Origin of the sequence: Asticcacaulis sp. AC460 (assembly GCF_000495795.1) — a bacterium.
Lineage (GTDB): Bacteria > Pseudomonadota > Alphaproteobacteria > Caulobacterales > Caulobacteraceae > Asticcacaulis.
Window position 1 is genome coordinate 1 of record NZ_AWGD01000031.1, and the last position, 20941, is coordinate 20941.

The following is a 20941-nucleotide window of genomic DNA, read 5'->3' on the forward strand; positions in this document are numbered from 1 at the left end:
GGTGGCGGTGGCGACACGGCCCGCAGCGAGCCCCAGCAACGTAACGATCCCCCGCCGCAACGCAGCGATGGTGGTAACCGCGGCGGCGGCAATCCCACGGGCTGGAGCGGGCCGCGCGGCGCCGGCGCAGGCCAACGGCCTGCCCTCGGCAATGCCGGCGAAAACCGCGGTGGCAACCGTGGTGGCGGCGGCGGCAATGGTGGCGGCTGGCAGGGACGCGACCGCGACAACAATGGTGGCGGCCAGGGCGGTAATGGCGGTGGACGTCCCGAGGGACCGATCAACCGTCCGAACACTCCGGATAACAACGGTGGTGGCCGCCCCGGCGGCAATGGCGGCGGCTGGCAGGGTCGCGACCGCGACAATAACGGCGGCGGCCGGCGCCCGGATGGTCCGGTGAACCGCCCGCATACGCCGGACAACAATGGTGGCGGTGGCAATGGTGGTGGCTGGCAGGGCCGTGACCGCGACAACAATGGCGGCGGCGGCACGCGCCCCGGCGGCAATGGTGGTGGTGGCGGAAACGGCGGCTGGCAAGGTCGTGACCGCGATCGCGACAACAACAATGGTGGCGGCCGCGGTGGTAATGGCGGCGGCTGGCAGGGCCGCGATCGTGACCGCGACAACAACGGTGGCGGCCGTCCCGGCGGCAATGGTGGCTGGCAAGGCCGCGATCGCGACCATGACGGCAATCGTGGTGGCAACCGTGGCGGCTGGCAAGGCCGTGACAACAACCGTGGCGGCTGGGACAACGACCGCGGCCGCAATCACGGTGGTGGCGACCGCCAGAACTGGCGCCGCCAGGGTGGCGACTGGAAGCACCGTCACAACTGGCGCAACGACAGCCGCTGGCACGGCTATAGCGGCGTGCGCTGGGGCTTCTATTTCGCCCCGTCCTACGGCTACTACAGCGTGCCGTCGTCCTATTATGGCCGCCGGTTCTACACCGGCGACTATCTGCCGGACTTCTTCCTGCGCTACCGCATCAGCGATCCGGACTATTACGGCCTGCCCTGGCCGCCGGCCGGTTGCGCCTGGTACTGGGTCGGTCAGGATGCGCTGCTGGTCGACACCTATAATGGTGAGATCATCGACGCGGTCTATAACCTCTATTAAGCGGTTAACTATCACCACAGAGCCCCCGAAACCCATGGTTTCGGGGGTTTTTCTTTGCCCGGACTCTTATTTCGAAACGGCGTTCTCCTTATCGGCTCCTGATGTTTGCACCACATTTCCGCCCGCTTGGACGCCAAGACTCTCGCACGTAACCGCAACAAGGGTTGCTCAGATCTTGTGAGAGACGAACATGAAAACCTCCATGAATGTAGCCTGTGTACTTGCGTTAGGTCTTGCCATCGCGCCCGCCATGGCCAGCGCTCAGCTCCTTGGCGGCGCTGTCGGTGGCGGGGGTAATGTCGGTGGCGACATCGGCGGTCTGCGTGGCGCCGGCAGCGTCGGCGGCGATATCAGCGGCCGCGTCGACAGCGACCTTTATGGCCGCACCAGCGACAGCCTGCGCCGCGACACCGATACGCTTCGCCGTCAGGGCCGCGACACGGTCGACGATGCCCGCCGCTCGGCGGACGCCGATGTCTATGCCGAAGCCCGCGGCGATACCCGCACCCGCCGCAACCGTGCCTATATCGATGCCGAAGCCAATGCCGGCGCCTCGGCCGACGTCAATGTCGACGCCCGCGGCACCGTTGATAACGGCCGCGCCATCGTCCGCCAGGGCGTGCGCACCGGCCGCAATGCGGTCGACAGCGCTGCCTCATCCGATGTCGATGTGTCCGCCCAAGCCCGTGGCGGCGCGTCGGTAGACGCCGAGTAACTGAGCCGGCGCCCGGGAAACCGGGCGCTGACGCTTTGAGGAGTAACAGATTATGAAAGCCTTTATCGTCCTGCCCGCCGCCATCCTGGCCATGGGCTTCGTCACCATCCCTGTCGCCGCCCAGGAGGCGCCGGTTGTCGCCAAGTCGTCGCCGCCGGCGGAAGGTTCCGCCGAACAGGCCGCCCAGCATCAGCGCGAGCATGAACGCGCCATCGCCGCCGGTGATCACGCCAACGATCCGCTGAACCCGACCAGTTCCAACTTCCTCAACCGTCGTGAACTGGAACGCGTCCAGTCACTGGGCAGCGGCCTTAGCTATGTCTATCCGGAGGACACCGTTCCCGCCGAAGCCCCGCCGCCGGACACCACCGTGAGCGAGGAACCGCTCAGCCCGGACAGCCCTGTTCAATAAGAAAAGCCCCGGTTTTCGCCGGGGCTTTTGCTATGCGTCGTTCGACTTGCGTGTCGCGATCCGGGCGATGGCGCCCCAGGTCAGCTTACCGCCGGTCAGCGCTCCCTGTTTGAAGGCGCGGCGGCCAATGGCGATCATGATGAAGGCCGCCGCCAGCATACCGCCCAGGGTCAGGGCGATTTCCCATGCCGGGAGCGGCTCGCTGAGGCGCAGCGGCATCAGGAAGGGCGTAAAGATCGGCACCCACGACAGCCACTGGATGATCGGAGCGCTGGGGGCGCCGATGGCCGCCTGCATGCACAGCATGGGGACCATCAGCACGATCATCAGCGGGCCCATGATGGCCTGGGCGTCCTTTTGCGTCTCGCAGAAGGCGCCGATGGCGGCGAAGGTGACACCAAACATCAAATAGCCGCCGACGAAATAGGTCAACAGCAGAACGACATAGGCCGGGGTGAAGATGCCCGCCAGGCCATGTTGCAGGGTCTGGGCGATGTCGGGCGGCATGAAGCTGGCGCCCTGGCTGACCAGGGCGAAGATGGCCGTACCCCAGATCAGGCCAACGGTGGACAGCACCGCCGCCACGCCCAGCACCTTGCCGATCAGCAGGCTTTCGGTCGAGGCCGAGGCCAGGAGAACTTCCAGCACCTTGCTGGCCTTTTCCTCGATCACCCCGCCCAGCAGGATCATCGACGATGAAAAGATGGTGAACCAGGTCAGGAAACCAAGCGCGATGCCGACAACGCGCGGGCCGTGGTCGCGCAGGCCGGCGGCGAGGAAATCTTCCTCCTCCCCCGGTGCGCCATCGGCCGGCGTCAGGCTGACGATCTCGGCGCGGGCCGCGCGCATGTCCTCCGCGACCTTGGGGTCGATGCCGTTCCGGCCGGCCACCTTCATATATTGCAGGCCGTGCAGGTCCCAATAGAGCTTGTCTTCCAGGTGTTTGCGCTGATCCGGCTGCGACCAGATACGGAAATGCAGTTTATCGCCGTCGTCGCTGACCACGACGATCGTCGTGGCCTGGGCATCGGGGGTTGCCAGCAAAGCCGGTATGCGGGTTTCGGCGGCGGCGACCGTCATCGACCTGTCCAAGCCCTGCGGCAGCGGCACCAGCTTGATGCGTTCCTTATCGAACGCGGCGTTTGCGGCGTTCTGGAGCGCCGCATCGCGGCCCTGAGCTTCCTGTGGGGCAGCGACTCGTTCAATCAGGCGGCGCAGCGGCTTTTCAACATCGGCGCCGGTGAGGTCGAGAATGGCGACATTCATCACTTCGACGGGGGCCGAGGTGCGGATGAGCATCGGCACGGCGATGATCAGGGTGAAGATCAGCGGCGCGGTCACGATCGACAACCAGAAGCCGACCGTGCGGACAAAGGCGAGATATTCTCGGCGGGCGATCAGCAGGGTTTTACGCATGTTCGGCCCCCGTCAGGACAATGAAGGCGTCGTGCAGGCTGGGTTCGCGCGCTTCGAAGCGGCGGACGTCCAGGTTCTTCAGGAAGGCGGCCTTCAAGGCTTCGTGCGCTGACCTGCCAGCTTCCAGTTCGCAATGCCACAGGGCCACGCCCTCCTCGCTCAGGCCGGCTTCGGTGGCCGATTTGATGCCCGGCAGGGCCAGGATATCGGCCTGGCTGAGCGTCCCTTCCAGTTCCAGGAAGCGCGGTGCCGCGGCGCGTGCCTGTTTCAGGCTGCCTTCGAACACTTTGCGCCCCTTGGTCAGCATGACGACGTTCTGGCACAGCCGTTCGGCGTGCTGCATGACGTGGGTGGAAAACAGCACGGTCGCCCCGCGTTTCGACAGGTCGCGGATAATGCTCTCCAGCCCCTGCTGGTTGACCGGATCCAGGCCGGAGAAAGGCTCGTCGAGAATCACCAGTTCGGGTTCGTGGACCAGGCAGGAGATAAGTTGCACCTTCTGCGACATGCCCTTGCTGAGCGACTGGATCGGGCTGTTGATGAAGGCGCCCAGGCCTTGAGCCTCCAGCATCTCCTTGGCGCGGCGGCGGGCCACGGAGGCCTTGACGCCTTTGAGGCCGGCCAGGAAGACGATGACGTCAATGGCCTTCATCTTGCGGTACAGGCCGCGTTCCTCGGGCAGGAAGCCGATGCGGTCCAGCGCGCGGTCGCCGTTACCGCCCAGGACCGTGATCTTGCCGGCCGAGGGTTGCGACAGGCCGAGGATCATCCGCACGGTCGAGGTCTTTCCGGCGCCATTAGGCCCCAGAAAGCCGCAGATCGTACCTTTTTTGACCTCGAAACTGAGATCGTGCACCGCCTGAAAGCCGCCATAAGCCTTCGACACGCCGTCGAGACTCAAGGCCAGATCGCCCGCCATCAGATGCCCCTCTGTTATTATTGACCGGCAGCTTATACGGCTTGGCGGGGCTTTGGAAGACAATCCAAAAATATCGCAACGCACCAAATTTGCGCAATCGATTTCGAGATGACGAGGGCCATACTATTGAAATTTATGACGTTTTTACGAAAATAAATATCCGATACGGTTCCGCATTGCGACAAGAAAGCGCCGGTATTTGGCCACAAAACCCCAGCTTAATCCGGCCCGACGTCATGGAAGGCAACTTCCGCGTCAGGCCGGCGCGCAGGTAAAGGCATCAGGGAGCGCGCAGGTACGACTTTTTTGAAACCGAAGCATGAAGGATATCCCACTCATGACCTCCCTCCCCCGTATCGCCGCCGTTGCCGCTCTGGTCTCGGCTTTTGCCATCGCCCCGGTTCTGGTCAGCGCCCAGGATGCGACCACCACCACACCGCCCGTCGATCCGGCCGCCGCCACGGCTGAGTCGTCGTCGACCAGTTCGTCGTGGAGCGTGTCGACCAGCGACAGCGCCACGGCTTCAACCTCGGAAAGCGCCTCGTCGTCGTCTTCGTCCTCGACGGACGCCGCCACCGGCACGACCGCCGTGATCGAGGAATCGTCGTCGTCCTCGTCGTCGGAAAGCACGGCCACCGACGGGACAGCCCCCGCCCAATAAGCCGCCCCTCTCTTGCGGCCTAAGAACCCTCGTCCGGCCGGTGGGGGTTTTTCTTTGCCGGATTCCACATAGCGGCGTTCGGGGTTCCGGCTGTCATATTTACGCGCAGGGACGTTAGGCTGGGCGGGTTGATGGGCGGGCTGTCCACAGGAGTTTTGCCATGAAAATCGTAACCTTGACGGTTCTGGCGGCGTTTGCCGTCGCATCGGCCACCCCGGTTCTGGCCGCCAATACCAGCCAACGGGCCCGCGCCAGTGACGATCTCAACCGGGCGCAGCTGAGCGAGTACAACCAGTTCGTGGAGACACGCCAGGCCAGCTACGCCACCACCACGCCCCAGGTCAGCTATGTGGAAGGTGACGCCGAAGATACGCCGCGCGACATCTACGTCCTGGCGCCGCCGCGCGATGCCCAGGAAAACAGCCGCGAGCCGCAACAGAGCCCGCAATCGGCCGGTCAGCCGGCGATCGACACGCCGTATATCGCCGTGCAGCCGACGCAGTAACGCTGCCTGCGAAAACAAGATAGCCGCCGTCAGGATCTGACGGCGGCTATTTTTTCATCGCAAGAGCAGTCGATTCTATTCGACGCCCAGCTTGGTCTTCAGCAGCGCATTGACCGTGGCCGGGTCGGCCTTGCCCTGGGTCGCGCGCATCACCTGGCCGACGAACCAGCCCAAGGCTTGAGGCTTCGTCTTGACCTCTGCGGCCTTGTCGGCGTTCGCGGCGATCAAGTCGTCGATCGCCTTCTCGATGGCGCCGGTGTCGTTGTCGGTTTTCAGGTCGTGCTTCTCGACGATCTCGGCGGGGGTGAGGATGCCCTTCTCTTCCCACATGTGCTCGAAGACCTGCTTGGCGATCTTCGACGAAATTACCTTGGTTTCGATCAATTCCACCAAATTGGAAATGTGTTCCGGCGGCAGCGGACTGTCGGCTATGTCCTGGCCCGTTTCGGCCAGGCGCGACAACAGGCCGTTGGTCACCCAGTTGGCCACCAGCTTGGCGTCACGGCCCTTGGCAGCCTGCTCGTAGTAATCGGCACGGGCCTGGTCCGAAATCAGCACGCCGGCGTCGTAGGACGACAGACCGTACTGGCTGACGAAACGGGCCTTCTTGTCGTCGGGCAGTTCCACCAAGTGCTGACGAATTGCCTCGATCCACGCTTCCTCGATCTCCAGCGGCAACAGGTCAGGATCGGGGAAATACCTGTAATCGTGGGCTTCTTCCTTGGACCGCATAGAGCGGGTCTCGACCTTGTTGGCGTCGAACAGGCGGGTCTCCTGAACGATGGAACCGCCGTCTTCCAGGATCTCGATCTGACGGCGGGCTTCGAACTCGATGGCCTGCTGCATGAAGCGGAACGAGTTGACGTTCTTGATCTCGCAGCGCGTACCCAGCTTCTCACCCGGGCGGCGGACCGAAACGTTGCAGTCGGCGCGCATATTGCCCTTTTCCATGTCACCGTCGCACGTGCCGAGGTAGATCAGGATAGTTCTCAGTTTCTTGAAGTATGCCACGGCCTCGTCGGAGGAGCGCATGTCGGGCTTGGACACGATCTCCATAAGAGCCGTGCCGGCACGGTTCAGGTCGACATAGGTGGCCGTCGGGTCGATGTCGTGGATCGACTTGCCGGCGTCCTGTTCCAGGTGCAGGCGTTCGATGCGCACGGTGATGGTGGCGTCGTCCAGTTCGACCAGGACCTCACCCTCGCCCACGATGGGGTGGAAGAGCTGCGAGATCTGATAGCCCTGCGGCAGGTCGGGATAGAAGTAGTTCTTGCGGTCGAAGCGCGAATGGCGATTGATCTGCGCCTTCAACCCCAGGCCGGTCTTGACTGCCTGCTCGACGCAGTAGCGGTTCAGCACGGGCAGCATGCCGGGCATGGCGGCGTCGACCAGGGACACCTGCTCATTGGGGCCGGCGCCGAAGCCGACTTTCGCGCCTGAAAACAGCTTGGTGTTGGACGCCACCTGGGCATGGACTTCCAGTCCGATGACGAGTTCCCACGGACCAGTGCGGCCCTGGATGAATTTCGAGGCGTCGGCGGGGCGGATATCAAGATCGTTGGTCATGGGAGGGATATAGCCACCTCATAACACTCTGTAAATTCGCTAGAGGCTCACCATAAAATTTTTTGAACAGTGTCGGCTCTTAGCTCCCTTCAGACTCACCACGTACTTCGCCGCTTCCGAAAAATAACGACTTCACCTCTTTTCGAATTTTGTCCAACTTCCCCTCGCCATCTCCAGGACTTTTTGAAACTCTAAGAATTATGATGGAAATAAATATGACAAAAAGAGCAACGGCATTCAAAGTTTCAATGTCAAAGTAAGTACTGAAGTAAATCATAGCCACATTATTGACGACTAGGGCCAAAAATGCTATATAAACTAGTAAATTAAATGATCTCATGTGAAGTTTTAATGGCGAATAATTCATTTTATATTCAACGTGCTTACAAATTTCCCAAATCGTCCACATAAAAAATATGACAAAATAAACGCCGGCGACATATTTAAAATCTTGATTATATAAAATTATGCTCACCATATATAGTGGAAGCAAAATAACCGTAATAAAAAACCTCAATCCCCCTTGAATCGGCCTACTTATAATTGATTTATGATACCCAAACCAACTAAGCAGTAAATTTACATACCCGACAGAAACCACGGATAGCTCAAATAAAGAAGGAATTTTTCCCAATTTTACCCAAGCCACAAAAGTCTCATTAACAGCCGTTGCGATTACAACCGCAAACATTGGATCAATAAATTGCCCCGTCGATGCATCAAATTGCTTGACATCATTAGTCATTCAGGTCGACCTTTTTGATAGCACATGCAAATACACTTCTTTCATAAATATCCCCCCTAACATTATCTGAAAAAATTATTTGCCTAGAACAATAAGCTTGAAATAAATCGGACATAAATTTCAGGTACGAGTCCAGGCTAAAGTGCCTCTTTTGGATACTATTAACCGAGTCAAAACTTACATATCCAAAATCGTCTTCCCGAATAGCTCTTTGGCGATAATAAAGGTCGCGATCATCTAGATGAATTTTTAAGAGCAACCCATTAGCTTTCAATAAACGATAGCACTCTCTTTTTAAAGATGACAATTTCTTTATATCGACAACATGACAAATAGCGTAAGAGTCTAATATCAGATCAAATGCACCGTCTTCAAATGGAACCCCGTTTAAGAAATCATGTTTAAAGTATTCAACATTAGTCGCCGAATCCATACCAGCCAGCTTGAGGCCCTCTTCGGAAAAATCGATTCCGACGACATGACACCCCATGCTCGCAAGATAATTTGCGTTCCGTCCATTTCCGCACCCGATATCCAAGACTCTTTTGCCAGAAAACTGCAAAACTTCACCTAACGAGACCAAAGCTTTTGCAGGGGCCCTCCTTCGGCTAGAAGGGATAGTATTCTCAGACCGATACTCGGCGTCCCACACGGCGGCGCCAGCATAATTTGTTTCAAATATAGGCAAAGCGCCAGCTAAAGGATCACTCATAATTTCGCTCGATATCATCGCAGCCCTCCCGTGAATGAGATACACTAATAACACCGCCTTCAGGATGCAAGGCCCATTGATTTTCCACCGAAGCGGGAACTACCTATTTTAGGTGAGCCTCTATCCAATCAGTGACAGCACGATCTTTGTCAGAACCGGTTAGTTCGAACAAATTCTTCACGTTTGAATTCTCGCGAATTATCCGTCGAATTTGAAAGTCAAATTCCTCGCAAAGCACTGTATCGTTTCGCCTTAAACTGTCATTGTCAGGATTTCCGTACGTACTTTTCACCAAAAATATGGCGTCGTACCCCCTTGCATAGGAATAAGAAAAATCAAATATAGAATCAATAAGATATCCCCTCCTATCTTCGTCACCAAACCTGCAGTGAGCATATGCCAGGAAATCAAATATCGACCTGTCACAAATAGACACCTTTGAATTGTATTCAGATCTCATTTCATTTGCTACATGCATAGTCAATATTTCCACGTGCATCTTTTCCGAAAAATCACCACTCAAAAATAAGTGACTACTTCTTGCAGACTCAGAAACAAGTGAGCAATTAATATTTCTTTTCTTTAAATCAGCTATTACTTGATGACAAATCGTTGTTTTTCCGCTGCCATGAAATCCACTAATTGCAACTTTCATTCTATGTTCTCAATTTTTATTCACCCCGTAACCACCAAACTATAAGCATTCAAATCTGCGTGAGGGGTTGAAGGCATGAGCCACAATATCAACTACCAGCGTGACGGAACGCCGACGGGTTCGCCAAAAGGTAGAAAGGCGATCTTTGCAGCAAAACCCGCGTCAGTCAAATTGGGTCATTTACAACCTCCATTTTGTCTGACAATATAATTATCAGACAAAATTCAAAGTCGGGGAGTACCTCTATGTCGTTTTTGATCCGCCTGACCGGGCTGGTCCTTGCCCTTGCGTGGCTGATGCCCGCGGCCGCCGTTCAGGCGCAAACGCCTGCCACCGGCCCGGCGCAGCTTTCCATCGGCACCAAGTTCGTCAAAGATTTCTGCCTCGAGGCCAAGCCCGATGGCACACTGGTCATCAACAAATGCAATGCCCAACCGCCCCAGGCCATCGACTATGACGACACCACCGGGCAGATAAAACTGGCCGGCAAATGTATCGCTGCTCAGACAAAAGGCCAGCCGTTGGCCCTGGCCGAATGCGCCGAGGCCAATGAGCAGTACTGGACCTTCGAGGCCGACGGCACGCTGAAGAGCGATTCCGGCCTGTGCGCCGATGTGCTGAACTTCCACAAGGATCCCGGCACGTCTGTTATTGCCTGGGACTGCACCGCCACTGAGAACCAGGCCTTCTTCCTCACCAATATTCGCGTCGCCAAGGCCGAAAAAGCCGCGCCTTCGCCCAGCGATATTTCCACGGAAATCACCGGCACGCCGTCGATCGCCAGCTATTACGTCCAGGGCCTGTGCCTAGAAGCCAAGGGTGCCAAGGGCGAGATCAGCATCGAGGTCTGCGACCGTTCGGCCGGCCAGGATTTCCGCTTCAAGAGCGGCAACAGCGGCGCCATCATCCAGGGCGACAAGTGTCTGACGACAACAGGCCAGGGGAATACGCTGGAAATGGCCGCCTGTAATGGTTCGGGTGAGCAGGACTGGACCTTCACCATGGAAGGCCTGCTGCGGACCCGCAACAACCTGTGTGGCGACATCCTCCGTTTCGAGCGCCGTCCGGGCACCCCGGTCATCGCCTGGGAATGCACCGCCACCGATAACCAGAAATGGTATCCGGCTGTGGCCGCCAAGTCGGGCTCGTTCACCCTGGGCGCCGCCATCGGCGAGCAACTGAAGGGCGGCGACGTTACCACCCTGACGCTGACGCCGACCTTCTCGCCCGGTAACCTGACTGGCGCCGGCGGCAAGATGCTGAACGCCGATGCCAACGGCAAGATCACCGGCGGCGAAAGGGACACCCTGGTCGTCGGTGGCGCCGGGGTTCTGACCCAGCGCTTCGCCAAGGGACTGGTTGCGCCGGGCGTCAAGGATGCGACGGGCACGTCGTTGCTGCCCAGCGACTGGTCGTTCTTCACCGGCAGCACGGCCGGGACCATGAAGCTGGATTGAGTGCGAATCCAGATTCGATGAAAGCCGGCGCGGAGGGTGACTTCTGCACCGGTTTTTTTGGTGGGTGCATGTCAGGTGGTGACGGAGCACGATAATCCCCTCTCCCCGTTCTTCACGGGGAGAGGTTAGGGTGAGGGGCTTCTGTAAAAGTCGCCGCACCCGAACTGTCAGAAAGCCCCTCACCCGATCGCCCACGCTTCGCTTGGCTCTCGTCCTCTCCCCGCAAGCGGGGAGAGGTGTAATATTGCCGATCCAAATTCGTAAATGCAGGCCGCCGGCGAGTAGGCAACAACTCCAGCAGTACCGCCTCGCTGAAATCGGTTAAGCCTTCTTGATGTTGTTCAGGGTCGCCTGCTGCCCCTTGGTGAAACCCGTCGCAGCCGCTGTTTCAACCTTCACCGCCGCCTTTTTGGGTTTGCGGACTTCCTTGTTGCTCTTCTTTTGACCCTTGGCCATGACGCGTCTCCTTGAAAAAGGGGACCATGACAGGTGTCGCACCGGAAAGCGCGCGAATTCTTGACATGGGTCCGCCGGGTCAATCCGCTTCGTAGACCACCAGGTCGATATAAGGCTCCGGATGGGTCATCTGAATCATCGATACCTGAACGCCGGTTTCCTTGGTCCGCAGATACCAGACGCCGTCGACCAGGCCGAAAACCTCCATCTCGGCGCACGACCTGATCGCCTCGGCATAGTCCGCAGCGGCAGGGTCGACCGTCGTCCCGGCGATGGTCAGGCGGCAGGTGTAGTTCTTCCCCGCCGGCTGGTCCGCCGCGTCATAGACCTGGCAATCGACGGCCTGCGGCACGGATCGCGTCGCGCGCCATTCGCCCGGCGCCGTTGCTTCGCCACGCAGCGGTTCGAAACCCTGTTGGGCGGCGTCGAGTATCGGCTGGAAGGCCTGGCAAAAGCCGGCGTCCGCCGCCTGGGCGGAGGAGACGGCCAGAAGCGGCAGGGCCGCCAGAACAGTAATGATGGTGCGCATGAATGTCTCCCCGGATCGGAAAGACGGTAGGCTACGGGCGGGCCATAACCTACTTACAAATCCTGTCAGGCGGACTGGCTGGCCGGGACGTGGGCCCAGAACTCGACCTCGACCGTGGCGCCATAGGCCAGGCTGCTGACGCCGAAGGCCGTGCGCACCGGCAGTTGCGCCGGGTGGAAATAGGTCTTGTAGAGGCGGTTGAATTCACCCCACTTGTCGATTTCGGTCAGCATGACCGTCGCCTTGAAGACGTGCTCAAGACCCAGGCCGTATTTCTTCAGGATATCGGCCGTGTTGGACATGATGAATCGGACCTCGTTTTCGAAGCCTTCCGCCAGCTTGCCCTTGTCGTCCAGCCCGATCATGGCCGACAGGTACAGGACATTGCCGACCTGGACCGCTTCGGAAAACGGCGAGCGCGGATGCGGGTGCAGGTAGTAGGTAATGCCGTCGGCGGGAATCGGGTTGATCGTGGGGCGGTCTTCTACATTGCTCATGGGGTATGTCCTTTGGCCCGGCTTGTAACCATTTTCGCCTTCGCAGGGAAGTCACATTGCATCGAAAAACGAAAACCCCGCCGGCGTGCCAACGGGGTTTTGACGTAAGCGTTTGAAGGCCGGATCAGGTGTCGGATTCGATCTTTTTCGCCTGGGCGGCCGACCACATGTAGAAGCCGACGACGATAAAGAGGCCTGTCGCCAGGGCAACGATCGTGCCCCAGGCTTCCGGCAGCGGCGTGATCCAGCGCGAGATGATATCCGGATCCTGGGTCGCCGAGACGGCACTGGCATAGACTACGTTCAGCAGGCTCTCGCCGACGATAAAGCCGGACGCCACCAAGACACTGAGGCGCGAGGCGACTTCGGCGCTCTTCATCTTGCGGATGGCCTTTTCGAACAGCCAGCCGGCAATGGCGCCGACCACGACCGGCGCGGTGACCGTCGGCGGCAGATAGATGGCCAGGCCGACGCCCAGCGGCGGCAGGGCGAAGCGCGCCTTGGAGGCGCCGCGCAGGATTTCATCGATGAACACCAGGCCCAGGCCGATCAGGGCGCCAATGGCCAGGAAGCCGACCGGCAGATCGCCGCCGATGGCGCCCTTGGCCAGGGTCGAGATCAGGCCCGCCTGGGGGGCGTCGAGCTGTTCGCCGGGTTTCAGCGCCACGTGGCCGACTTCGCCGGCAAAGCCGTAGACGTCGTGCAGCATGTTCAGGGTCCACGGGATGACCGCAGCGCCGGCGACAACGCCGATGATCAGGGCGACCTGTTGCTTCCATGGCGTGGCGTCGACCAGTTGACCGGTCTTCAGGTCCTGAAGGTTGTCGTTGCCGATAACGGCGACGGCCAGGACGACGGTGGTCACCATCATACAGTAGGCGACCAGGGCCTGGGCGACATTGTCGCCGGTCAGTTGGCGGCCGATCAGGCCGGTTATGATGGCGATGCCCAGGACGGCCAGGATGGCGACGCCCGACACGGGCGAGTTGGAAGCGCCGATCAGGCCCGCCATGTAGCCACAGACGGCGGCGGCCAGCAGGCCGGCCAGGATGATATAGGCGACGCCGGCAACGATCAGCGGGGTGCCGATGCTGGCCAGGACGCTGTCGGAACCCATAAAGTCGGCCAGCAGCCAGCCGGCCGGAACGATGCTGAGCAGGACGACCAAACCGACGATCCAGATCGGAATGTCCTTTTCCGAACGCGGCAGGTCGGTATCGCCGGCCTTGCGCTTGCGCTGGGCTTCGAGGGCCGACATCAGGCCGGTCCACACCGGAACGATCAGCTTGCCGATGGCCCACAGGGCGGCAACGCCGATGACGCCGGCACCGATATAGCGCACCTCGGTGCCGCGGATGGCGCCGGTAATGGCGGCGGCGCTCAGGCTCGGGTCGGTGCCGTGCAGGGTGGTCAGGATGGGCATCAGAATGCCCCAGGCGATGAACAACCCGGTGAACATGGCGATACCGACGGTGATACCCATCAGGTGGCCGGCGCCGACCAGGGCAAGCGAGCTGGAGCCCGCCATGCCGGTGGCGCCGGTGCCCTTGCCGAACTTGACGAAATGAGCGATTTCCGCCGCCATCCAGGTCGAAACCGAAGCGGCGGCATAGGCGGCCGAGGCCAGGCTGCCCAGGATGACGGCCATCAGGCCGGCGGAACCTTCCGCCTGGCCTTCGCGCGAGGTCGTCCCGACCTTCAGCACTTCGGCGGCAGCGACGCCTTCCGGATAAGGCAGGCTGGATTGGGTGACCAGGGCGCGGCGTAGCGGGATGGTGTACATGACGCCCAGAACGCCGCCGATGGTGCAGGCCAGGAAGGTGGTGAGAAAGGGCAGCTTCGTCCACCAGCCCAGGATCAGCAGGCCCGGCAGGGTGAAGACCACCGACGACAGGGTCCCCGCCGACGAGGCGATGGTCTGGACGATGTTGTTTTCCTGGATGGTGGCCGAGCGGAAGAAGCGCAGCAGGGCCATGGAGATGACCGCGGCGGGAATGGAGGTGGCGAAGGTCAGGCCGACCTTGAGGCCCATATAGACCTGGGAGGCCGTGAAGAGCAGGGTTATCAGAATCCCCAGGATAATGCCGCGAACGGTGATTTCCTTGGGATTGGCGGGTAAGCTCATCTGAAACTCCGGTTGTATCGCACGTAACCAGACCGGACTATAGAACGGCGGTTAGCCGATGCAAGGACATTTGTTAACGTGCACGTCAGTGCCCGATATGGTCGAGCGTTTCTTTCAACTGCTTTTGCAGGGCGTCGCCGGAATCGTGGCGCACCCGGCCATCGATGAAGATTTTCGAGATGATGTCCTTGTATTCGCGATAGTTGCGCAGCTCGTAGGCCGCAGCCATTTTGTCGGCCGTGGCGCCGTCCGACCGCGCCAGTTGCTCCATGATGGCATGGAAGCGCTTGTAGCGTTCATAGCGGTTGCGCTCGGCCTCGACGGAGGCGAACCACACCGCCGACCAGGCGATCACGATCAACGGCAGGATCAGCAGCCCCCACGCGATCATGTCTTCAGGTCTCGACAACATAACTTCACCGCCTTTTGCGCTTGCGTCAGGCCGCAAGTTTAACCCGGAAAAGGCCTGACACCCCAAGCCATTCGTGCGTCAGGGGTGCAGATTCCACCCCATATCCCCGGTTACCGGAAAATTAACCTTACGCGGTGGGGGCTTCTTCCTCTTCGTCGGTGAAGATGGCGTCGCAGGTTTCCCGAAACTCCTCCAGGGTGAGGTCGGAGGTCTTCAGCATCTCGGGGAAGATCTTGGCGCTTTCGGCGACGTCGGCGGCGACCTCTTCGTCGCTTTCCCCGCTGAATTCCTTATAGACGTCGACCGCCATCTTTCGTGCCGCCGCGATGGAGGCCGCATCCGCGCCAGCCTTGCCCTGGGCCACGATCGTGTCGTAGGTCGCGATGCAACCGATGGCGACGGTGAGAACGTCTTCATCGGTCAAGGGGGCGTCTTCCGCGGGAGCAGCCTCCTGGGCCAGGACGGGCGTGGCGAACAGGCCGAGAAGGGCGGTGGCGAGGATGAGGTTTTTCATGACAGGCTTTCGGGAAGAACTGTGACCGCCTACCCTAGCCTCTTCCGATTACGAGGCAAAGCGGATTCGCCTTCAGGCTCAGAACAGCATATCCCGTGTCGCCAGCAAATTGTCGATATCCTGCGTCGTGCAGCCCCGGGCGCGGGCCTGCGCCACCAGTTCGTCCCGGGGCAGACCCGGGTCGAAGGTCTGTTTCTGGCCGTCGCACCGGGTCGCCAGAAAGCCGACCCCCGATTGGGTGTTCGACGGCGGCACCTGCACCGGTGGCGGAGACGGTTGCCGCGGTGGATTTAGCGGCGCATTGAAAGGATGCGCCGAGGTTTCGGCGACGGAATAGCGGTAGAGGCGGTCGCATTCCCCCGCCCGCTGATCGGCAAGGTCGGCATCTCTGGCGGCGGTGGCATCGGCGCCAACCAGGCCGGGATAGTTTTCCCGAAAGCCTTCGATGAGGGCGGCGCGCGCGGCAGCCGCAGCCCGGGCGCGCGGCGAATCCGGCCGGGCTGCCAGGATGCCGTAGTTGGCAGCGCAGCTCAGACGATTTTCCGGCGTTATCATGAGCGGCGCGGCCATGGCCGATTGGGCCAGGAGGGCGGCGGCCAGACCGGCCAAAGTACAGGCATAGAATTTCATCACAGTCCCCGGATAACACGGTCATACCGGGGTATCAGGGCCTTGCCGCCGCCACAAGGCAGCAAGGCTTCCTGTCAGGATTTGTAACGGAAACCTTGGTCTACCACCACTTCGACGGCTTGGCCGAGAAGCCGGCCGCCTGTTCCAACGCCGCACCGACGGCGAAGACCGTGCCTTCGTCCAGCGCCTTACCAATGACCTGCAGGCCCAGGGGCAGGCCCTGGCTGTCCAGCCCCGCCGGCACGCTCATGCCCGGAAGACCGGCCAGGTTGGTGGTGACGGTGAAGACGTCGTTCAGGTACATGGCGACCGGATCGGCGGCCTTGGCCTGGTCGCCCAGCTCAAACGCGGCCGACGGCGTCGCCGGAGTCAGGATGACGTCACACGAATTCCAGGCGTTGAGGAAGTCCTCGGCGATGCGGCGGCGAACCTTCAAGGCCTTGACATAGTAGGCGTCGTAGAAGCCGGCCGACAGCACGTAGGTGCCGATCATGATGCGGCGCTTGACCTCCTTGCCGAAGCCTTCCGAGCGCGACAGCTCATAGACGTCGGTCAGGGCCGTACCGTCGGCGGTGCGGTGGCCGTAGCGCATGCCGTCATAGCGCGCCAGGTTGGACGAGGCCTCCGCCGGGGCGATGATATAGTAGCACGGCAGGGCGTATTTGGTGTGCGGCAGGGAGATTTTGACGATCTCGGCGCCGGCGTCCTTCAGCCAGGCAATGCCCTGTTCCCACAGGGCGTCGATTTCGGCCGGAATGCCGTCGAGGCGGTATTCGTCGGGAACGCCGATGCGCAGGCCCTTCACCGACTTGCCGACGAAGGACGCGAAGTCCGGCACCGGCACGGTCAGCGAGGTCGAGTCCTTGGCGTCATGCGAGCACATGGACTGCAGCAGGATGGCCGAGTCGGCGACCGTCTTGGTGATCGGGCCGGCCTGGTCCAGCGACGAGGCGAAAGCCACCATGCCGTAGCGCGAGCAGCGGCCATAGGTCGGTTTGATGCCAACGGTACCAGTAAAGGCTGCCGGCTGACGGATCGAGCCGCCGGTGTCGGACGCGGTGGCGGCCAGGCACAGGTCGGCGGCCACGGCCGAGGCTGAACCGCCGGACGAACCGCCCGGGGTCAGGGCAGCGTTGGAGCCGCGCGACTTCCACGGATTGGTCACCGGGCCCCAGTGCGAGGTTTCGTTGGACGAGCCCATGGCGAATTCGTCCATGTTCAGCTTGCCCAACATGACCGCGCCGTCGTCCCACAGGTTCTGGGTGACGGTCGATTCGTAGGTCGGCACGAAGTTGCTCAGGATGCCGGAACAGGCGGTCGTGCGAACGCCGGCGGTGCAGTAAAGGTCCTTGATGCCGAGCGGCGCGCCTTCCAGGCGGCCGCCCTCGCCCTTCGCCAGTTTGGCGTCGGAGGCGGCAGCCTGGGCGCGGGCCTTGTCGAAGGTGGTTTCGACATAGGCGTTCAGCGCCGGATTGGCGGTTTCAATGGCGCCGATGAAGGCGTCCGTCAGTTCGGTGGAAGAGAACTGCTTCGACTTCAGGCCGTCGACGGCGTCCTTCAGGGTCAGTTGCGTCAGGTTGCTCATCTTATTCGACCACCTTCGGCACGATGAAGAAGCCTTCGGCCGTTTTTGGCGCGTTGGCGACGATCTGGGCGACCTTATCGCCATCGCTGACCACGTCGTCACGCAGCGGAGTCGGCTGCTCGACGGCGGTGGTCATCGGCTCGACACCGGCGACGTCGACTTCGTTGAGCTGTTCGATCCAGCCCAGGATCCCGCTCAGTTCGCCCGACAGAGCTTGCAGGCGGTCTTCCGGTTCGCGCAGGCGCGACAGGCTCGCTACCTTTTTGACGGTCGCCACATCTATGGCCATCATCGGACTCCTTAATTCTATGGCGAGACCGGTTAGCGTTTAGGTCCTCGTTTGGCAAGATGTATGTCAGAGACTGTTTGCAAATCCACCAGACGGGTCTGCAAAGGTCCGTTTTCTGCGCTTCCGGTGCTCACGTACTTGAGTACGCTCCGCTCCGGTTCTCAAATCCCGCCCTTTTCGACTCAGCCTGACGAATTTTCAAACAGTCTCTAAGTGCCCAAACAGATTTCAGGCCGCGTCCCGGGGAGAGACGCGGCCTGAACAGGACGGCGGGAGACGGTGCGGAGGAGGATAGCCTCCCGTAGCGCCCTTATCGGTTAGCGGTCGTTGCGGGCGTAGCTTTGAGCGGTGCCGCGGGCGTTCTGGTGGACTTGGCGCAGGTTGTCGTTGTCCAGGTCGGCGACGGCGCCATTGACGGCGCGGCTTATGCAGTCCTGGTCTTCGGCAAGCACCGAAGCGGGGGCATCTCCGTCAACGCCGCAGACCTCAGCGGCGACGGCACGAATCTTCGTGTAGACGGTCTGAGCGCGCTGCTCCGTCTTCAGGTCGGCGGTGTTGAAGACCACCTTCTTGATCTTTTGACCTTCGCTCAGTTGCAGGACTTCAGCCTGAGCGGCGACGGCGGTGAAAGCAAAAGCCGCGGCGGTGATGGCGGCAATGGTACGAACGATTTTCATGTCTGTGTTCCTTGTGCAAGTGAATTCTACTGAAATCAGTCATACACAAGTACAAAATCATATAAAACAAGTTTTTTCTTAAATATTTTCCACATATTGCAAGTATTTAATGAACTATATTTAAATAAAAAAAGCGCGCCGGAATGGCGCGCTTTTTTATTATTTTCAGTAGCGTAAACTTATCTTTGCGAAGTGCCGTTTTCGGCTGCGGCCATCTGAGGCGCGCGATCACCGGCATCGTCGAGACGGGCCAGTTCGGGGCTACCGATCTGACGGACAGCGTCGCTGACGGCTTCGGCGTCACAGGACCGGCTTTCCCCGACACAGACACGGGCGGCGGCGTATTGCAGGCTGCGGTAAAAGGTCTTGGCTTCGGCCGGGTTGCTGAGGTCGACCCCGTCCAGGCTGATGACTTCCTGGCTCTGGCCGGGCTCACCGACGGCGACAGCGTAATCACCGGCAAGGGCGGTGCCGGCGGTCAGGGCGACAATGGCAGAAAAGGCGATGGTGGTGACGGTGCGGATCATGGTGGTTTCCTCCAAAAGGGTTGCGATGAGGCGCTGAAATCTGAATACACAAATCAACAAGCATTTGCACGGTGATTATTATTAAATCGGAGACATGTATTACAGCTGCTTAAGATATTAACTTACCGTAATTAATTAAATTCCTGTAATGTTAAGTAAAGCGATTGCAACTGTAATAATTGCATACGCAACGGGACAGGCCTTCGGAGAGGTCCAACAACCCGTTGCGGTGAGGCAAATGCCAGGAGCGGACACCGAGAAAGCGGAGCGTACTTACGCACGTGAGCATTTCGAGGAGGATCCGCGACGCCGCAGATGCCCATGGCAACGGAGTTATTGGACATGTCCGATTGACTCGCGAGCGATCCGGCGCCACACCGGCGCCATGGCCGTGATCGACATTACCGAACTGAAGTCCACCCTCGCCCCTCGCCGCGCCTTGCTGGGGCTGGACCTGGGCGAGAAGACGATCGGCGTGGCGGTGTCCGATATCTCACTGACCCTCGCCTCACCGCTGGAACTGATCCGCAAGACCAAGTTCACCCATGAAGCCGAGCGGCTGTTCCATCTCATGCAGGTTCGCGAAGCCGATGGGCTGGTGATCGGGTTGCCGGTCAATATGGACGGCACCGAAGGTCCGCGCGCCCAGTCGTGCCGGGCGTTCGCGCGCAACCTGCTGCGGCTGCGCGACCTGCCGATTGCCTTCTGGGACGAACGCTGGTCGTCAGCAGCGATGAACCGCTTCCTGATCGAGGAGGCCGACCTGTCACGCTCCAAACGCGCCGAGGTTATCGACCGCAATGCCGCCGCCTATATATTGCAGGGCGCGCTGGACCGCATCCGGGACAACGACCAATGACGCTGATGACGATCCTGAACGGGATCGTTCCCGTCTTCCTGCTGATCGTGCTGGGCTATGGTCTGAAAAAGTCGGGATTTCTTCCGCTGAATGTGTGGGGACCGATCGAGAAGTTCGCCGTCTATGTCCTCTATCCCGGCTTCCTGGTCCCGGCCATCTGGCACGCCGACCTGGGCGGGTTTGCCGCCGGCCCGGTCAGCCTGGCTGTGGTCGGCGCACTGCTGATCGCCTCTGCCTTCGGGTTTGCGTTGAAGCCGTTCCTGAACCTGCCAGGCCCAACATTTACCAGCGTCTTCCAGGGGCTGATCCGGTTCAACTCCTTCGTCTTTATCCCTGTGGCAGCCGTGATCTTCGGCAACCAAGCCACCGCCATAGCCGCGGTGGCCATCAGCGCTTTGATCCCGGCGTCGAACATGATCAGCATCCTGGTCCTGGCGCAATGGGGCGAGCCCGAGGGTGAACAGCCCGCCAAGACACCGTTGTGGATGCTCAAGACCCTGGTGACCAACCCGATCTTCGCTTCGTGCCTGATCGGTTTGAGCCTCAATGCGTTGAAAGTGCCGTCGATCCCGTTCGCCGAGCGCTCTCTGACCATGCTGGGCCAGGCGGCCATCCCCACCGGCCTAATCCTGGCCGGAGCGGGCCTGAGCTTCGGCTATATCTACCGCAGGCCGTTGCTGGTGAGTCTGGTGTCGCTGTTCAAGGTCCTGGTCATGCCGGTCCTGGCGTGGAGTATCTGTTACGCCTTGGGTGGCGATTCTCTGGCACAGGGCATAGCCCTGGCCTGCGGGGCGGCGCCGTGCGCGGCGGCGGCCTATGTCCAGGCACGGCACATGGGCGGCGACGCGCCGCTGATGGCCGGCATTGTGGCTATGACCACCACGCTGAGCGCCTTCACCATGCCGCTCATGCTGCTGGTGTTTCATTTGAAATAACATCCACAGGAAACTGCAACCGTCACC

25 protein-coding genes are annotated in these 20941 nt (G+C 60.3%); 8 read left to right on the forward strand and 17 right to left on the reverse strand.

The features are described 5' to 3' along the window. The 3 genes from ABAC460_RS51055 to ABAC460_RS40380 all read left to right on the forward strand — a co-directional run. Positions 1-1116, forward strand: a 1116-nt coding sequence (locus ABAC460_RS51055; RefSeq protein WP_023454470.1) for an RcnB family protein, incomplete at its 5' end; no start/stop codon positions are given. 190 nt (positions 1117-1306) lie between these two features. Continuing rightward, positions 1307-1831, forward strand: a complete 525-nt coding sequence (locus tag ABAC460_RS40375; protein ID WP_155914692.1) for a hypothetical protein — start codon at positions 1307-1309, stop codon at positions 1829-1831. A gap of 52 nt (positions 1832-1883) precedes the next feature. Then, positions 1884-2243 carry a hypothetical protein gene (locus ABAC460_RS40380; RefSeq protein ID WP_023454472.1) on the forward strand — a complete coding sequence of 120 codons (360 nt, stop codon included), beginning with the start codon at positions 1884-1886 and terminating at the stop codon, positions 2241-2243. 30 nt (positions 2244-2273) lie between these two features. On the opposite strand, the gene ABAC460_RS40385 is transcribed toward ABAC460_RS40380, so the two are convergent. Continuing rightward, entirely contained in the window at positions 2274-3659 is a 1386-nt protein-coding gene (locus tag ABAC460_RS40385) for an ABC transporter permease (RefSeq protein WP_023454473.1), read from the reverse strand. Beyond that, positions 3652-4578 (reverse strand): ABC transporter ATP-binding protein, encoded by a 927-nt coding sequence (locus tag ABAC460_RS40390; protein WP_023454474.1) that lies wholly within the window; start codon positions 4576-4578, stop codon positions 3652-3654. The genes ABAC460_RS40385 and ABAC460_RS40390 overlap by 8 nt, the downstream gene beginning before the upstream one ends. A gap of 337 nt (positions 4579-4915) precedes the next feature. Here ABAC460_RS40390 and ABAC460_RS40395 point away from each other — a divergent pair, with 337 nt between their 5' ends. Beyond that, on the forward strand, positions 4916-5239 hold the full coding sequence (locus ABAC460_RS40395; protein WP_023454475.1) for a hypothetical protein: 324 nt from the start codon (positions 4916-4918) through the stop codon (positions 5237-5239). A 160-nt stretch (positions 5240-5399) separates the two neighbouring features. Then, entirely contained in the window at positions 5400-5744 is a 345-nt protein-coding gene (locus ABAC460_RS40400) for a hypothetical protein (RefSeq protein ID WP_023454476.1), read from the forward strand. 75 nt (positions 5745-5819) lie between these two features. On the opposite strand, the gene gatB is transcribed toward ABAC460_RS40400, so the two are convergent. The 4 genes from gatB to ABAC460_RS49160 all read right to left on the reverse strand — a co-directional run bounded on the left by gatB (position 5820) and on the right by ABAC460_RS49160 (position 9422). Continuing rightward, positions 5820-7310 (reverse strand): Asp-tRNA(Asn)/Glu-tRNA(Gln) amidotransferase subunit GatB, encoded by a 1491-nt coding sequence (gene gatB, locus ABAC460_RS40405; RefSeq protein ID WP_023454477.1) that lies wholly within the window; start codon positions 7308-7310, stop codon positions 5820-5822. Positions 7311-7389: 79 nt separating this feature from the next. Further along, positions 7390-8055: a hypothetical protein gene (locus ABAC460_RS40410; protein ID WP_023454478.1), complete on the reverse strand. Its 666-nt coding sequence runs from the start codon at positions 8053-8055 to the stop codon at positions 7390-7392. After that, entirely contained in the window at positions 8048-8785 is a 738-nt protein-coding gene (locus ABAC460_RS49155) for a class I SAM-dependent methyltransferase (RefSeq protein ID WP_081716621.1), read from the reverse strand. Before ABAC460_RS49155 ends, ABAC460_RS40410 begins: the two co-directional genes overlap by 8 nt. Positions 8786-8870: 85 nt before the next feature. Further along, entirely contained in the window at positions 8871-9422 is a 552-nt protein-coding gene (locus ABAC460_RS49160) for an AAA family ATPase (RefSeq protein WP_081716622.1), read from the reverse strand. A gap of 245 nt (positions 9423-9667) precedes the next feature. On the opposite strand from ABAC460_RS49160, the gene ABAC460_RS40415 reads away from it, so the two are divergent. Beyond that, positions 9668-10879, forward strand: a complete 1212-nt coding sequence (locus ABAC460_RS40415) for an RICIN domain-containing protein (protein WP_023454480.1) — start codon at positions 9668-9670, stop codon at positions 10877-10879. A gap of 321 nt (positions 10880-11200) precedes the next feature. Here ABAC460_RS40415 and ABAC460_RS51060 read toward each other — a convergent pair whose 3' ends face one another. The 11 genes from ABAC460_RS51060 to ABAC460_RS40465 all read right to left on the reverse strand — a co-directional run bounded on the left by ABAC460_RS51060 (position 11201) and on the right by ABAC460_RS40465 (position 19120). Next, entirely contained in the window at positions 11201-11335 is a 135-nt protein-coding gene (locus ABAC460_RS51060) for a hypothetical protein (RefSeq protein ID WP_023454481.1), read from the reverse strand. A gap of 79 nt (positions 11336-11414) precedes the next feature. Continuing rightward, complete coding sequence (locus ABAC460_RS40420; RefSeq protein ID WP_023454482.1) at positions 11415-11864, reverse strand: hypothetical protein; 450 nt, start codon at positions 11862-11864, stop codon at positions 11415-11417. 65 nt (positions 11865-11929) lie between these two features. Further along, positions 11930-12361, reverse strand: a complete 432-nt coding sequence (locus tag ABAC460_RS40425; protein WP_023454483.1) for a RidA family protein — start codon at positions 12359-12361, stop codon at positions 11930-11932. Between the two features lie 124 nt (positions 12362-12485). Further along, positions 12486-14486: an OPT family oligopeptide transporter gene (locus ABAC460_RS40430; RefSeq protein WP_023454484.1), complete on the reverse strand. Its 2001-nt coding sequence runs from the start codon at positions 14484-14486 to the stop codon at positions 12486-12488. An 85-nt stretch (positions 14487-14571) separates the two neighbouring features. Continuing rightward, positions 14572-14898, reverse strand: coding sequence for a hypothetical protein (locus ABAC460_RS40435; RefSeq protein WP_031237101.1), 327 nt, complete (start codon positions 14896-14898; stop codon positions 14572-14574). Between the two features lie 127 nt (positions 14899-15025). Next, on the reverse strand, positions 15026-15412 hold the full coding sequence (locus tag ABAC460_RS40440; RefSeq protein ID WP_023454486.1) for a hypothetical protein: 387 nt from the start codon (positions 15410-15412) through the stop codon (positions 15026-15028). Between the two features lie 78 nt (positions 15413-15490). Then, positions 15491-16042: a hypothetical protein gene (locus ABAC460_RS40445; protein ID WP_023454487.1), complete on the reverse strand. Its 552-nt coding sequence runs from the start codon at positions 16040-16042 to the stop codon at positions 15491-15493. 100 nt (positions 16043-16142) lie between these two features. Continuing rightward, entirely contained in the window at positions 16143-17627 is a 1485-nt protein-coding gene (gene gatA / locus ABAC460_RS40450) for an Asp-tRNA(Asn)/Glu-tRNA(Gln) amidotransferase subunit GatA (RefSeq protein ID WP_023454488.1), read from the reverse strand. Position 17628: 1 nt separating this feature from the next. Beyond that, entirely contained in the window at positions 17629-17916 is a 288-nt protein-coding gene (gene gatC, locus ABAC460_RS40455; protein ID WP_023454489.1) for an Asp-tRNA(Asn)/Glu-tRNA(Gln) amidotransferase subunit GatC, read from the reverse strand. A gap of 317 nt (positions 17917-18233) precedes the next feature. After that, positions 18234-18593, reverse strand: coding sequence for a UrcA family protein (locus tag ABAC460_RS40460; RefSeq protein ID WP_023454490.1), 360 nt, complete (start codon positions 18591-18593; stop codon positions 18234-18236). A 179-nt stretch (positions 18594-18772) separates the two neighbouring features. Beyond that, positions 18773-19120, reverse strand: coding sequence for a UrcA family protein (locus ABAC460_RS40465; RefSeq protein ID WP_023454491.1), 348 nt, complete (start codon positions 19118-19120; stop codon positions 18773-18775). Between the two features lie 385 nt (positions 19121-19505). Between ABAC460_RS40465 and ruvX the strand changes: the two genes are divergently transcribed. Together ruvX and ABAC460_RS40475 are read left to right on the forward strand one after the other, a co-directional pair. Beyond that, positions 19506-19979, forward strand: coding sequence for a Holliday junction resolvase RuvX (gene ruvX / locus ABAC460_RS40470; RefSeq protein ID WP_023454492.1), 474 nt, complete (start codon positions 19506-19508; stop codon positions 19977-19979). Then, positions 19976-20914: an AEC family transporter gene (locus ABAC460_RS40475; protein WP_023454493.1), complete on the forward strand. Its 939-nt coding sequence runs from the start codon at positions 19976-19978 to the stop codon at positions 20912-20914. The genes ruvX and ABAC460_RS40475 overlap by 4 nt, the downstream gene beginning before the upstream one ends. Positions 20915-20941: the final 27 nt, after the last annotated feature.